Source organism: Nocardioides cremeus, assembly GCF_030518195.1.
GTDB lineage: Bacteria > Actinomycetota > Actinomycetes > Propionibacteriales > Nocardioidaceae > Nocardioides > Nocardioides cremeus.
The window spans coordinates 12,545-25,574 of sequence record NZ_JAULSC010000021.1 but is presented as its reverse complement, the minus strand read 5'-3'; the positions used below and the strand labels follow the sequence as shown (position 1 = coordinate 25,574).

Genomic DNA, 13,030 nt, shown 5'->3' with positions numbered 1-13,030 from the left:
CCTCCAGGAGTGGTGCGGTGGGTGGTGAGGTGGATGGGGCTGGGGCGGGGCTCAGACGAAGGCGCTGATGCCGGTCTCGTCGCGACCGATCAGCAGCTTCTGGATCTGGCTGGTGCCTTCGTAGAGCGTCATCACGCGGGCGTCGCGCAGGTACTTGGCCGGCGGGTACTCGTCGACGTAGCCCGCCCCGCCGTGCACCTGCAGCGCGTTGTTGGCCGCGCGCACCGCCGCCTCGGAGGCGAAGAGCTTGGCCTTGGACGCCGCCACCCCGTAGGGCTCGCCGCGGTCGATCAGGTCGGCGCAGCGCCAGGCCAGCAGCCGCGCCGCGTCGGCGTCGAGCGAGATGTCGGCGATCATGTCCTGCACCAGCTGGAACCCGGCGAGCGGACGGCCGAACTGGGTGCGGGAGGTGGCGTACTCGACCGCCGTCTCGAGGCAGCCCTGGACGATCCCCACGCAGCCGGAGGCCACCGCGAGGCGGCCCTTGTCGAGGGTGCTCATCGCGATCTTGAAGCCGGTGCCCTCCTCGCCGAGCATCGCCGAGGCCGGCACCCGGACCCCGTCGAGGAACAGCTCGGCGGTGGCCTGGCCGCGCAGCCCGAGCTTGCCCTTGATCTCACGGGCCTCGAAGCCGGGGGCGTCGGTCGGCACCAGGAACGCCGAGATGCCGCGCGGCCCGTCGCTGCCGGTGCGGGCGAAGATCAGTGCCACGTCGGCCCAGGTGCCGTTGGTGATGTAGAGCTTCTGGCCGTCGATCACGTAGTCGTCGCCGTCACGGCGCGCCCGCGTGGTCAGGTTGCCGGCGTCGGAGCCCACGTCGGGCTCGGTCAGGCCGAAGCAGCCCAGCTTGGTGGCCTCCGCCAGCTGCGGCAGCCACTCCTGCTTCTGCTCCTCGCTGCCGTGGAAGAGGATCGACTTGCCGACCAGCCCGCTGGAGACCGAGACGATCCCGCGCAGCGCCGAGTCGGCACGCCCGAGCTCCTCCATGGCCAGCGAGTAGGTCACGTAGTCGCCGCCGAGGCCGCCGTACTCCTCAGGGATGGTCAGGCCGAAGAACCCGATCTCGGCCATCTTGGGCACGATCGCGAGGTCGACGGACTCGGCGCGGTCCCACTCGACGCGGTGCGGCACCGCCTCGCGGTCGAGGAAGTCGCGCGCCAGGGCACGGAAGGCCTGCTGCTCGTCGTTCAGGGAGAGGTCCATGGGGTCATCCTGCCTCGGGGGTGGGGGCGGGCAGGTCGACCAGCCGCGCCAGGTTGTCGCGGTGGGCGTCGGGACTGCCCAGGAGCACGTGGTCGGCCTTGGCCCGCTTGAGCCGCAGGTGCACCGGGCTCTCCCAGGTCATGCCGAGCCCGCCGTGCAGCTGTACGGCCTCCTCGGCGGCGTGCACGGCGACCTCGGAGCAGAACGCCTGGGCGACCGCGACCGAGACCGGTACGTCGGTCTCGCCGGCCAGCGCCGCGGCCGCGTGCGCCGCGACGGCGGAGGCCTGGCCGACCTCGGCGTAGAGGTCGGCGAGTCGGTGCTTGAGCGCCTGGAAGCCGCCGACGACGCGGCCGAACTGGCGGCGCTCCGAGAGGTGCGCGACGGTCTGCTCGAGGCACCAGGCCGCGAGCCCGGCCTGCTCCGCGGCCAGCACGCCGGCCGCGGTGGCCAGGGCGTGGTCGAGGGCGGCGGTGACCTGGTCGCCGGTGGCCAGGGGCGTGCCGGCCTCGAGGTCGAGGCGGACGTCGCTGACCGAACGGGTCGCGTCGAGGGAGGTGTGCGTGGAGACGGTCACCCCGTCGGCGTCGGCGGGCACCAGGTGCAGCGCCGCGCCGTCGGGTCCGTCGACGGGGACCAGCAGCAGGTCGGCCGGCAGGCCGACGACGCCGCGCACCTCGCCGACCAGGCGGCCGCCGGAGACCTCGACACCGGCCCGTCGGGCCCAGGCGCCGGCCGAGCCGGTGCCCGCCGGCACGACGAGCGCCGCGGTGGTGCCCTCTCCCAGGCGGGCGAGCGGCTCGGCGGCCCCGAGACGGACGAGCAGGCTGGTGGCCAGCACGGCGCTGGTCAGGAACGGCACGGGAGCGCAGGCGCGACCGCACTCCTCGGCGACCACCGCGGCCTCGCGGGGCCCGGCCCCGGCGCCGCCGTGCTCCTCGGGCACCAGCAGCGCCGCGAGACCGAGGTCGTGGGCCAGCGCCGACCAGGCGGGGCCCGAGACCTCGTCGGTGCCGTCGGCCAGGGCGACCAGCGCCTCGGTCGGGCAGGTCTTGGCGAGCACCGCGCGCACCGAGCGGCGCAGGTCGGTCTCGACGTCGCTGGGCAGCAGGTCGAGGTCAGGGGCGGCCGGGATCGGCTGGGCGGTCATCGGGGCAGGTCCTTCCACGCCACGTCCTTGTCGACGCGGGGCTCGCCGGGCAGGCCGAGCACGCGCTCGGCGATGATGTTGCGCAGGATCTCGGAGGTGCCGCCCTCGATCGAGTTCCCCTTGGCGCGCAGGTAGCGGTAGCCCGCGTCGCGGCCGGTGAAGTCGACCTTCTCGGGCCGGGTCAGGGTCCAGTCGTCGTAGCGCAGGCCGTCCTCCTCGAGCAGCTCGACCTCGAGCGCCGAGAGCTCCTGGGCGAGCCGGGCGAAGACCAGCTTGGTGGCCGACCCCTCGGGCCCGGGGGCACCGACGGCCAGCTGCTGGCGCACCCGGCTGCCGGTGATCCGGGCGGCCTCGGCCTGCACCCACAGGTCGAGGAGGCGACGGTGCGCCCCGTGCGTACGCCGCTCGGGTGCGGCACGCCAGGCGGCCGCGACCTTGCCGACCATCCCGGCCTCGCGCGGGACGGCCTGGCCGCCGATCGAGACCCGCTCGCTGTTGAGGGTGGTGTTGGCGATGCGCCAGCCCTCGCCGACCGCGCCCAGGCGCTGGGCGTCGGGGACCCGCACGTCGGTGAGGAAGACCTCGTTGAACTCGGCCTCGCCGGTGAGCTGGCGCAGCGGGCGCACCTCGACGCCCGGCTCGCGCATGCCGAGCAGGAAGTAGCTGAGCCCGCCGTGCTTGGGCACGTCGGGGTCGGTGCGCGCGACCAGGATCGCGAAGTCGGCCAGGTGGGCCGAGGAGGTCCACACCTTCTGCCCGTTGACGACCCATTCGTCGGAGGGCTCGTCGCGCACCGCGCGGGTGGCCACCGCCGCCAGGTCGGAGCCGGCACCGGGCTCGGAGAAGAGCTGGCACCAGATCTCCTCGCCCAGCCACAGCGGGCGCAGGAAGCGCTCGTGCTGCTCGGGGGTGCCGTGCGCCAGGATCGTCGGCGCGGCCATGCCCAGCCCGATCCCGTTGCGCTCAGGGGCGTTGTCGGGGGCACCGGCCGCCGCGAGCAGGTCGTCGACGTGGGCCTGCAGGTCACGGGGGAGCCCGAGGCCGCCGAGGCCCTCGGGGAAGTGCACCCAGGCCAGGCCGGCGTCCCACCGGGCGCGCAGGAACTCGGCGCGCCCGGTGGTGGCGGGGTCGTGGGCCTCGAGCAGGGCGGTGACGCGCTGCTCGAGGTCGCTGCGGTGCTGCTCGCTCATGAGGTCGCGTGCGTCTGCTTGCGGATCTCGGCCTTGGCCAGGGCGTTCTTGTGCACCTCGTCGGGGCCGTCGGCGAAGCGCAGCGTGCGGATCGAGGCGTAGGCGTTGGCCAGCGGGAAGTCCTGGGAGAGGCCGCCGGCGCCATGCACCTGGATGGCCTTGTCGAGGATCCACTGCACCGTCTTCGGCGTGGCGATCTTGATCGCCTGGATCTCGGTGTGGGCGCCGCGGGCACCCACGTCGTCCATCAGCCAGGCGGTCTTGAGCACCAGCAGGCGCAGCTGCTCGAGACGCACCCGCGACTCCGCGATCCAGTCGCGCACCACGCCCTGCTCGGAGATGGCGCGGCCGAAGGCGACCCGCGAGTCGGCGCGGGTGCACATCAGCTCGATGGCCTTCTCGGCGACGCCGATGGCGCGCATGCAGTGGTGGATGCGGCCGGGGCCGAGCCGGGCCTGGGCGACGCCGAAGCCGCCGCCCTCCTCGCCGATCAGGTTCGAGACCGGCACCCGCACGTCCTCGAAGCGCAGCTCGGCGTGGCCGCCGTGCTCGTGGTCGTCGTAGCCCATCACGTGCATCGGGCGCACCACGGTCAGGCCCGGGGTGTCACGCGGCACCAGGATCTGGCTCTGCTGACGGTGCCGCGAGGCGCTGGGGTCGGTCTTGCCCATCACGATGAAGACCTCGCACTGCGGGTTCATCGCGCCGGTGATCCACCACTTGCGCCCGTTGATGACGTACTCGTCGCCGTCGCGCACGATCGAGGTCTCGATGTTGGTGGCATCGGAGGAGGCCACGTCGGGCTCGGTCATCGCGAAGGCCGAGCGGATCTGCCCCTCCATCAGCGGGCGCAGCCAGCGCTCCTGCTGCTCGGGGGTGCCGAACATCGCCAGCACCTCCATGTTGCCGGTGTCGGGCGCGGCGCAGTTGAGGGCGGCCGGGGCCAGGTGGCCGGCGCGGCCGGTGATCTCGGCGAGCGGGGCGTACTGCAGGTTGGTCAGCCCGGCGCCCAGGTCGCCGTAGTGCCCGACCGGCAGGAAGAGGTTCCACAGCCCGCGGCTGCGGGCCTCGGCGCGCAGCTCCTGCAGCACCGGAGCGGTCGACCAGGCCCAGCGGTCGTCGAGGCCGGCGAGCTGGTCGGCGAAGACCTTCTCGTTGGGGTGGACGTGGGTGTCCATGAAGTCGAGCAGGCTCTCGCGCAGCTCCTGCGTACGGGCGTCGAAGGCGAAGTCCATGGTGGGTCCCTCCAGGGGGTCGGGTCGGGTCAGAGGTGCGAGGTGGCGGCGAGCCCGGCCGCCAGCAGCGGCGGCACCGCCTCGCCGATGGCGTCGAAGCCCTCGCCCACGGTCTGGCCGTGGGCGTGGCGGTAGTGGATGCCCTCGAGGATGACGGCGAGCTTGAGGTGGGCCAGGCCGAGGTGGAAGTCCATCGGGCCCAGGTCGCGCCCCGAGGCGGCGGCGTACGCCGCGAGCTGGTCGTCGGCCGACGGGTAGCCGGGGGCGGTGGAGACGTCGGCGAGCCCGGCGTCGGCGACCGAGGCGCCGGACCCGGCGACCAGGCCCGCGAGCCGGTCGTAGACGACCAGCAGCGCCAGGTCGGTGAGCGGGTCGCCCAGCGTGGCCATCTCCCAGTCGACGACCGCGCGCACCGGCCGCGGGTGGTCGGGGTCGACGAGCAGGTTGTCGAGGCGGTAGTCGCCGTGCACCACGGCGGGCGCGGCGTCGGGCGGCACGTGGGCGGCCAGGCGCTCGAGCAGCAGGTCGGCGTCGGGCAGGTCGCGGCTGCGCGAGCCCTCGAGCTGGCGGCCCCAGCGGCGCACCTGGCGCTCCAGGAAGCCGGCCGGGCGACCGAGGTCGCCCAGGCCGACCGCGTCGGGGTCGACGGCGTGCAGGTCGGCGAGCACCTCGACCATCCGCCCGACCAGCGCCCGGGTGCGCTCGGGACCCAGGGGCTCGATCTCCTCGGCGCGGCGCAGCGCCACCCCGTCGACGACCTCCATCAGGTAGAACGGCGCGCCGAGCACGGCGTCGTCGGCGCAGTGCGCGTGCATCGCCGGGACCGGCACCGCGGTGTCGGCCAGGGCGTCCATCACCCGGTACTCACGGCCCATGTCGTGGGCGGTGGCCTGCACGTGGCCCAGCGGGGGCCGGCGCAGCACCCAGCGCCGCGAGGAGTCCTCGCGCACGTGCAGCGCGTAGGTGAGGTTGGAGCGCCCGCCCGTCAGCAGCCGCGCCTCGAGGGCGTCGGCGCCCGGCATCTCGCCGGGACGCTGCGCGTCGTACCAGGCCTGGACCGCGACCAGGTCGAGGCCGGGCAGGGCGCCGCTCACGCGGGGCCCGCCAGGTGCTCGTCGAGCTTGGCCTGCAGCCGGCGCATCCCGCCCAGCCAGCGGTCGGTGTCGGTGGCCCGGGCGGCGTAGTAGGCGGCGACCTCGGGGTGCGGCAGCACCAGGAAGCGGTCGTCGGCCAAGGCGTCGACCCAGCAGCCGGCGACGGTCTCGGGGGCCAGCGCCTCGTCGTGGGAGAGCAGCTCCTGCAGCGGGCCGGCCTCCTCGAGCATCCGGGTGCGCACGCCCTGCGGGCAGATCGCCTGCACGGTGACGCCGCGGTGGCCGTAGGTCACCGAGAGCCACTCGGCGAAGCCGACCGCGGCGTGCTTGGTCACCGAGTACGGCGCGCTGCCGATCATCGTCAGCAGTCCCGCGGCCGAGGCGGTCACCACGAACCGACCGCCCTCGCCGCCGGCCTCGGCGGAGGCGACCCACTCGGGCACCAGCAGCCGGGCGGCGCGCACGTGGGCCATCACGTTGACGTCGACGACCCGCTCCCACACGTCGTCGGGCGCCTGCAGGCTGTCGGGGCCGCCGGCCCCGTCGATGCCGGCGTTGGCCAGGTAGACGTCGATGCGGCCGAGCTCGGCCGTGGCCTCCTCGACCAGGGCGCGCACGCCCGCGTCGGAGGAGCAGTCGCCGGGCACGGCGACGGCGCCGATCTCCTCGGCCGTGCGGCGTACGGCGTCGGCGTCGAGGTCGTTGACCACGACCCGGGCGCCCTCGGCGACCAGGCGGGTGGCCAGCGCGCGACCGATGCCGCCGGCGGCGCCGGTGACGACCGCGCCGCGGCCGGCCAGCGCCTCGTGGCCGGTCATCACACGCCGCCGGTGAGGGTGACGCCGCCGTCGATGAGCAGGGTCTGGCCGGTGACCCAGTCGGCGTCCTGGGACAGCAGGAAGGCGACCGCGCCGGCGACGTCCTCAGGCACGCCGAGGCGCTTGAGGGGGTACTGCGAGGACACCTCGTCCTCGCGGCCCTCGTAGAGCGCCGTGGCGAACTGGGTCTTGACCACAGCCGGGGCGACGGCGTTGACGCGGATGGTCGGGCCGAGCTCGACGGCCAGCGACTCGGTCAGCGAGATCATCATGGCCTTGCTGGCGCCGTACATCGAGATGCCCGGGGCGGGCTTGACGCCGCTGACCGAGGAGATGTTGACGACCGAACCGCCGTGCTCACCCATCCAGGCGCGGTGCGCGGCCTGCACCCAGGCCAGCGCGCCGATGGCGTTGACCTCGACGATCTTGCGCGCGGCGTCGAGGTCGAGGTCGACGAGGGGGCCGTAGGCGGGGTTGATGCCGGCGTTGTTGACCAGCAGGTCGAGGCTGCCGAAGGTCTCGACGGCGCGGGTCACGACCTCCTCGCGGTGAGCGGGGTCGTCGGCCTTGCCGGCCACGGCGAGGGCCACGTCGGGACCACCCAGGGCGCTCACGGCCTCCTCGAGGGCCTCGGGCTTGCGGGCGGTCAGCACGACGCGCGCCCCCTCGTCGACGAGTCGCTGGGCTATGCCCAGGCCGATCCCGCGGCTGGCGCCGGTCACGACGGCGGTGCGGCCCTTGAGTCCCTGCATGGTGCTCCCTCTCGAGTGGGTCGTTGCGCTCTGACTAAGCGCTTGCTTACTCTGACGCCATGGCCGCCGCTCGTCAACCCTCCACCACCGACGCGCGCGAGCGCCTGCTCGAGGCGGCGGTGGCCTCGTTCGCGGCCCGCGGATTCCACGGCACCACCACCCGCGACATCGCGGCCGGCGCGGGGATGAGTCCGGCCGCGCTCTACGTGCACCACCGCTCCAAGGAGGAGCTGCTGCACCAGATCTCCCGGGAGGGCCACCTGCGCACCCTGGCGCTGGTCGAGGCCGCGGTCGCCGACGAGACCGGCCCCGTCGGGCAGCTGACCCGGCTGGTCGAGGAGTTCGTGCGCCACCACGCCCTGACCCACACCACCGCGCGGATCATCAACTACGAGATGGCCGCGTTGAGCCCCGAGCACCTCGACGAGATCATGGACCTGCGCCGGCGCATCGACGCGGTCGTGCGCGACGTGATCGAGCGGGGCGTGGCCGCCGGGGTGCTGGCCACCCCCGACCCGGCGATGACCGCCACCGCGCTGCTGTCGCTGGGCATCGACGTGGCGCGCTGGTACCGCGACGACGCCGGCTGGACGCCCGAGCAGGTCGCCGCCCACTACCGCGACCTGGCGCTGCGGATGGCCGGCGCCTGAGGCTCGGCGTACGGCGGGTGGCTCAGGCCTCCTCGAGGGAGTCGACGACCAGGTCGGCGACCTCGGCCGCGTCGTCGGCGTCGGCGGAGGTCACGGTGATGGTGACGACGTCGTCGCCCACCTGGGCCAGCAGCACCACGAACTGGCCCGCGGTGCCGTTGATGTCGAGCTCGTAGTCGGCGCGCAGCACGTCGCCGACCGCCGAGTCGACGGTGGTCACCTCGCCCGTGGCGTCGGCGAACTGCTCGAGCTGCTGGGCGAACTGCTGCTCCTCGGGCAGCTCGCCCGGCTGGTGCAGCACGTTGACGTTGGTCAGCACCCCGCCCTGGGCGCCGCCGCCGGCGACCGCGACCAGGTCGACGTTCTGCAGGGTGGCCTCGAGCTGCGCGGGCGGCACCCCGAGCCGCTCGGCGATCGGAGCGAGCGCGCCGTCCTCGCCGTCGGCCTCGGCCAGCGCCTCCTGGGCCTCGAGGCTCTCCCAGTCCTCCGGGAGGCGCAGCCGCACCTGGTCGGTGCTGACCTCCTGGGTGCCGTCCTCGGTCGCGGTGTCATCGGAGGAGTCCTCGGAGCCGTCCTCGGGGCTGTCCTGGGAGGGGGCCGACGGCGACTCGGCTGCGGAGCCGGTGTCGGCGTCGTCGCCCCCGCAGGCGGCCAGGCCGCCGACAGCGAGGACGGCGAGCAGGGCGAGGGAGGCGGGCGCGGTGCGCGGACGTGGCTTCACCCCCGGACGGTACCCACCTGCCCGGGCCCCACACCCGGCTGCCGCTCCCAGAGGCCGGCGACGGCCACTACGGCCAGCGCCAGGACGGCCCCGGCCACGATGTCGACGACGTAGTGCTCGGCGAAGTAGACCAGTGCCAGGCTCATCAGGGCCGGGTAGGCCAGCAGCAGCCACCGCCAGGGCGAGCGCAGCCGCTGCACCGCGTGCACGGCGACCAGGAAGGCGATCCCGGCGTGCAGGGACGGCATCGCGGCCACGGGGTTGCCCACGCCCTGCAGGAACAGGTCGAGACGGCCGATGCCCAGGTCGTCCCAGCCCCGGCCGGTGAGCCGGGTGACCTCGCCCACCAGGCCCTCGCGCGCGGCCATCCACGGCGGGGCCATCGGGTAGAGGACGTAGACGACCAGGGCCCCGAAGCAGATCATCAGGTAGCGCCGCATCCACTGCACCCAGGCGGCGCGGTCGCGCACCCACAGCACCGCGGCCAGGCTCAGCCCCACCAGGAAGTGGCTGGCGTAGACGGTGGTCAGCACGACGTCGTACCAGGAGGGCGACGCAGCGCGCAGGCACGGGCGCCCGCACCACGCGGACTGCAGGTGCTCGGTGGGGGTGGTGCCGCCGCCGAGCCACTCGTCCACCCGGATCGGCATCGTCCAGTGCACCGGCAGGCCGAGCTCGTCGGTCAGGCCGCGGGGCAGCCGGCGGGTGCGACCGGTGGTCGGGGGCGCGACCGTCTCCGGCGCGTCCCCGGTGACGGCTGGGGCCATGGCAGGAGCCTAGGCACAGCGACGGCCGGGCGGCGCCCCGTGGGCGCCACCCGGCCGTGGCCGTCGGTCAGGTCGGACCAGGGTCAGGCGATGGCCAGCGGGTCGAGGTCCTCGTGGTCGGTGACGCGCTCCGCGAGCCCGCCGAGGTGGTGGCTGCCGTCGCCGAGCAGGTGCTCGAGCATCGTCAGCACCGACATGTAGGAGCCCACGGCGTACTCGGCGGTCATGCCGATGCCGCCGTGCAGCTGGATGGCCTCCTGGCCCACGTGGCGTCCGGCCCGGCTGACCTGCAGCCCGGCGCGCGCCGCGGCGTCGCGCACGGCGACCGCGTCGCCGCTCTCGACGACCATCGTGGCCCACTGCACGAGGCTGGTGGCCAGCTCGAGCGAGACGTACATGTCGGCGGCCCGGAAGGTCAGCGCCTGGAAGGTGCTGAGCGGCACCCCGAACTGCTTGCGGCTCTTGAGGTACGACGTGGTCTGCGCCAGCGCGACCTCCATCGCCCCGATCGCCTGGTTGCCGACCATGATGCGGCCCAGGTCGAGGATCGTGGCGATGCTGTCGGTCAGGTCGCGGCCCGGCTCGCCCAGCGGCGTGGCCGGGGTGGCGTCGAGCACCACCTTGGCCACGCGGCCACCGTCGTACGTCGGATAGGCGCTGCGGGTGGCCGCCTCGCCGTCGACGACGAAGAGGCCGGTGCCGCCGTCGGGCAGCCGGGCGCTGACCACGAGGGTCTCGGCCCGGGCGCCCTGCACGACCGGCTCCTTGGTGCCGCTCAGGCTCCACGAGCCGCCGTCGTCGGTGGCGGTGACCGCGGAGGCGGTCGGGGCCCAGCGCGAGCCCGGCTCGTCGTGGGCGAAGGCCAGCAGCCGCTCAGCGGAGGCCAGCGAGCCGAGGAGCTCGCTGCGCTGCTCGGCGCTGCCGCAGGCCTGCACCAGGCCGCCGGCGAGCACCACCGCGGTCACGTAGGGCTCGGGGGCGACCACGCGGCCCAGCTCCTGGCACACGATCGCGATCTCGACCGGCCCGGCGCCCACGCCGCCGTCGTCCTCCGAGAACGGCAGGCCCAGCAGGCCCATCTCGGCCATCTGGGTCCAGGTCTTCTCGGAGAAGCCCGGGTCGGCCTTGGTGGTCTGGCGGCGCTGCTCGAAGTCGCCGTACGCCTTGGTCAGCAGGCCGCGCACCGCGTCGCGGAGGGCGTTCTGCTCGTCGTCGTAGGTGAAGTCCATGTCTGCTCCTCAGAGTCCCAGGATCGTGCGGGCGATGATCTGGCGCTGGATCTCGTTGGACCCGCCGTAGATCGAGGCCTTGCGCAGGTTGAGGTACGTCGGCGTGGTGTGGTGCGTCCACTCCTCGAGGGCGCTGTCGGCACCCGCGCCGGAGGCGATGCTCGCGGGGCCCGCGAGGTCGACCATCAGCTCGCTGACCGCCTGCTGCAGCTCGGTGCCGCGCAGCTTGAGCACCGACGAGGCCGGGTGCGGCTCGCCGTCGGCGGAGTGGGCGACCACGCGCAGCGCGGTCAGCTCGAGGGCCAGCAGGTCGTTCTCGAGCTCGGCGATGCGGGCCGCGAGCAGCGGCTCGGAGGCCCGCTCGCCGGCCAGCGACTTGGCGCGGGCCAGGACGCGCTTGGTGGTCCCGACCGGCGCGACGCCGACCCGCTCGTTGCCGAGCAGGAACTTCGCGATCGTCCAGCCGCTGTTGAGCTCGCCGACCATGTTGTCGGCCGGCACCCGCACGTCCTCGAACCAGACCTCGTTGACCTCGTGGCCGCCGTCGATCAGCTCGATGGGGCGCACGGTCAGCCCGGGGCTGGTCATGTCGATGAGCAGCATCGAGATGCCGGCCTGCTTCTTCACGTCGGGGTCGGTGCGCACGAGCGTGAAGATCCAGTCGCCGTGCTGGCCCAGCGTGGTCCAGGTCTTCTGGCCGTTGACGACCCAGTCGTCGCCGTCCTTGACCGCGGTGGTGCGCAGGCTGGCGAGGTCGGAGCCGGCGTCGGGCTCGGAGAAGCCCTGGCTCCACCAGATGTCGAGGTTGGCGGTCTTGGGCAGGAACCGCTCCTTGATCTCCTGGCTGCCGAACTGGGCGATCACCGGGCCGATCATGCTGGCGTTGAAGGCCAGCGGCGTGGGCACGCCGGCGCGCTGCATCTCCTCGTTCCAGATGTGGCGCTGCAGGTCGCTCCAGTCCTGGCCGCCCCACTCGGTGGGCCAGTGCGGCACGGCGAGCCCGGCCTTGTTGAGCGTCTGCTGGCTCTCGACGATCTGCTCCTTGGAGAGCTCACGTCCCTCGATCACCGCGCGCCGGATGTCCTCGGACACCTCGGTGGTGAAGAAGGTGCGCATCTCCTCGCGGAACTTCTGGTCCTCGGCGGACAGGGCAAGCTGCATCCGGGCCTCTCTCGGATCGGGTGGCGCCTCGGGGGACGAGGAGCGGTCGCCTCCATCATGCCCCCGCGCACCACGCGTGGGGCACCCGCACCGCTGCTGCCGCGCAGCCCGTGGCGGCCCGACCAGTCGCCGTTGTGGCCGGCGCCCAAAGCGGGGCCGCTCGGCTCACACGTCGACCGCGACCTCCTCGCCGAGACGGGCTCCGTGGCGCAGCTCGAGGTCGTCGCCCGACCAGAACCGGCCCGGGTCGTAGTAGTTGCTGGGCAGGTCGTCGGGCAGCAGCCCCATGGCGACGTACGCCGTCGCGACCACCTCGGCGCAGTAGGTCAGCTCGGCCGGCGCCGCGCGGCGTACCCGACCCCGGGCCCAGCGGCCCACGAGCGCCGCGGTGCTGGGGAAGGGGGTGCCGTCGAGGCGGGCGATGCTGCTCAGCAGCGCGTCCTCCATGGCCGGGGTGACCTCGGCGTCGAGCTGGCGCAGCCACGCCCGCTGCTCGTAGCGCCCCGTCCACTGGCCCACGGCCTCGCGCAGGTCGTGCAGCTGGACCCCGCGCTGGTGCTTGCCGCTCCACACGTCGAGCAGGCCCTTGCCCAGCTCGGCGTGCCACATCAGCGGCGGCAGGTCGTCGATCACCACGGCCATCCCGACGTGGTTGACGGGGGCGTTGGTCAGCACCCGGATCGCCTGGTCGGCCGCCGAGCGGCCGCGGAAGAGCCACAGGTCGCCGGTGCGGGTGAGCTCGACGGCCTCGTCGAGGCCGATCCCGCCGCCCGCGCGGTGCCGACCCGGGCCACGGTGTCGTGGGTGCTCCATGGTGGGAGAGTCTGGGCCATGAGGGCGAGCAGGGTGTGGAAGGTGCTGGGCGTGGCCGGGCTGGCCGGGGTGGCCGCGACCGGGGCGGTGGTCGCGCGCGACCAGCGGCGGCGTACCCGCCTGAGCCCCGACGAGGTGCGGGCCCGCCTGCACCGACGAGTCGCCGAGGCCGCCTCACACGAGACCCGCCAGGTCGACTGACCCCTCAGGCACCGGCCGAGCGGGGTCGGGGGTGCCTGGAGGGTCA

The 13,030-nt window shown here is 74.0% G+C and carries 14 protein-coding genes; 2 read left to right on the top strand and 12 right to left on the bottom strand.

Annotated features, from left to right (window positions below):
* Positions 1 to 51 precede the first annotated feature (51 nt).
* The 7 genes from QWJ41_RS17100 to QWJ41_RS17070 are packed head-to-tail and all read right to left on the bottom strand — an operon-like array spanning position 52 to position 7,442.
* On the bottom strand, positions 52 to 1,203 hold the full coding sequence (locus tag QWJ41_RS17100; RefSeq protein ID WP_302709626.1) for an acyl-CoA dehydrogenase family protein: 1,152 nt from the start codon (positions 1,201 to 1,203) through the stop codon (positions 52 to 54).
* 4 nt (positions 1,204 to 1,207) lie between these two features.
* The gene (locus QWJ41_RS17095) at positions 1,208 to 2,353 is read right to left on the bottom strand and encodes an acyl-CoA dehydrogenase family protein (RefSeq protein ID WP_302709625.1); all 1,146 of its coding nucleotides are present in this window, start codon (positions 2,351 to 2,353) and stop codon (positions 1,208 to 1,210) included.
* Positions 2,350 to 3,543, bottom strand: a complete 1,194-nt coding sequence (locus QWJ41_RS17090) for an acyl-CoA dehydrogenase family protein (protein WP_302709624.1) — start codon at positions 3,541 to 3,543, stop codon at positions 2,350 to 2,352. The genes QWJ41_RS17095 and QWJ41_RS17090 overlap by 4 nt, the downstream gene beginning before the upstream one ends.
* On the bottom strand, positions 3,540 to 4,778 hold the full coding sequence (locus tag QWJ41_RS17085) for an acyl-CoA dehydrogenase family protein (RefSeq protein WP_302709623.1): 1,239 nt from the start codon (positions 4,776 to 4,778) through the stop codon (positions 3,540 to 3,542). The genes QWJ41_RS17090 and QWJ41_RS17085 overlap by 4 nt, the downstream gene beginning before the upstream one ends.
* A 29-nt stretch (positions 4,779 to 4,807) precedes the next feature.
* Positions 4,808 to 5,872: a phosphotransferase family protein gene (locus QWJ41_RS17080; RefSeq protein ID WP_302709622.1), complete on the bottom strand. Its 1,065-nt coding sequence runs from the start codon at positions 5,870 to 5,872 to the stop codon at positions 4,808 to 4,810.
* The gene (locus QWJ41_RS17075; RefSeq protein ID WP_302709621.1) at positions 5,869 to 6,690 is read right to left on the bottom strand and encodes an SDR family NAD(P)-dependent oxidoreductase; all 822 of its coding nucleotides are present in this window, start codon (positions 6,688 to 6,690) and stop codon (positions 5,869 to 5,871) included. The genes QWJ41_RS17080 and QWJ41_RS17075 overlap by 4 nt, the downstream gene beginning before the upstream one ends.
* Complete coding sequence (locus tag QWJ41_RS17070) at positions 6,690 to 7,442, bottom strand: SDR family oxidoreductase (RefSeq protein WP_302709620.1); 753 nt, start codon at positions 7,440 to 7,442, stop codon at positions 6,690 to 6,692. The genes QWJ41_RS17075 and QWJ41_RS17070 overlap by 1 nt, the downstream gene beginning before the upstream one ends.
* Before the next feature lie 59 nt (positions 7,443 to 7,501).
* On the opposite strand from QWJ41_RS17070, the gene QWJ41_RS17065 reads away from it, so the two are divergent.
* Entirely contained in the window at positions 7,502 to 8,092 is a 591-nt protein-coding gene (locus QWJ41_RS17065) for a TetR/AcrR family transcriptional regulator (RefSeq protein WP_302709619.1), read from the top strand.
* A 22-nt stretch (positions 8,093 to 8,114) separates the two neighbouring features.
* Here QWJ41_RS17065 and QWJ41_RS17060 read toward each other — a convergent pair whose 3' ends face one another.
* The 5 genes from QWJ41_RS17060 to QWJ41_RS17040 all read right to left on the bottom strand — a co-directional run bounded on the left by QWJ41_RS17060 (position 8,115) and on the right by QWJ41_RS17040 (position 12,783).
* The gene (locus QWJ41_RS17060) at positions 8,115 to 8,813 is read right to left on the bottom strand and encodes a hypothetical protein (protein WP_302709618.1); all 699 of its coding nucleotides are present in this window, start codon (positions 8,811 to 8,813) and stop codon (positions 8,115 to 8,117) included.
* The gene (locus QWJ41_RS17055; RefSeq protein WP_302709617.1) at positions 8,810 to 9,580 is read right to left on the bottom strand and encodes a phosphatase PAP2 family protein; all 771 of its coding nucleotides are present in this window, start codon (positions 9,578 to 9,580) and stop codon (positions 8,810 to 8,812) included. Before QWJ41_RS17055 ends, QWJ41_RS17060 begins: the two co-directional genes overlap by 4 nt.
* Positions 9,581 to 9,663: 83 nt before the next feature.
* Positions 9,664 to 10,809, bottom strand: a complete 1,146-nt coding sequence (locus tag QWJ41_RS17050) for an acyl-CoA dehydrogenase family protein (protein WP_302709616.1) — start codon at positions 10,807 to 10,809, stop codon at positions 9,664 to 9,666.
* Positions 10,810 to 10,818: 9 nt separating this feature from the next.
* Complete coding sequence (locus tag QWJ41_RS17045) at positions 10,819 to 11,970, bottom strand: acyl-CoA dehydrogenase family protein (protein WP_302709615.1); 1,152 nt, start codon at positions 11,968 to 11,970, stop codon at positions 10,819 to 10,821.
* A gap of 165 nt (positions 11,971 to 12,135) precedes the next feature.
* The gene (locus QWJ41_RS17040; protein ID WP_302709614.1) at positions 12,136 to 12,783 is read right to left on the bottom strand and encodes a hypothetical protein; all 648 of its coding nucleotides are present in this window, start codon (positions 12,781 to 12,783) and stop codon (positions 12,136 to 12,138) included.
* A gap of 18 nt (positions 12,784 to 12,801) precedes the next feature.
* Here QWJ41_RS17040 and QWJ41_RS17035 point away from each other — a divergent pair, with 18 nt between their 5' ends.
* The gene (locus QWJ41_RS17035) at positions 12,802 to 12,984 is read left to right on the top strand and encodes a hypothetical protein (protein WP_302709613.1); all 183 of its coding nucleotides are present in this window, start codon (positions 12,802 to 12,804) and stop codon (positions 12,982 to 12,984) included.
* Positions 12,985 to 13,030: the final 46 nt, after the last annotated feature.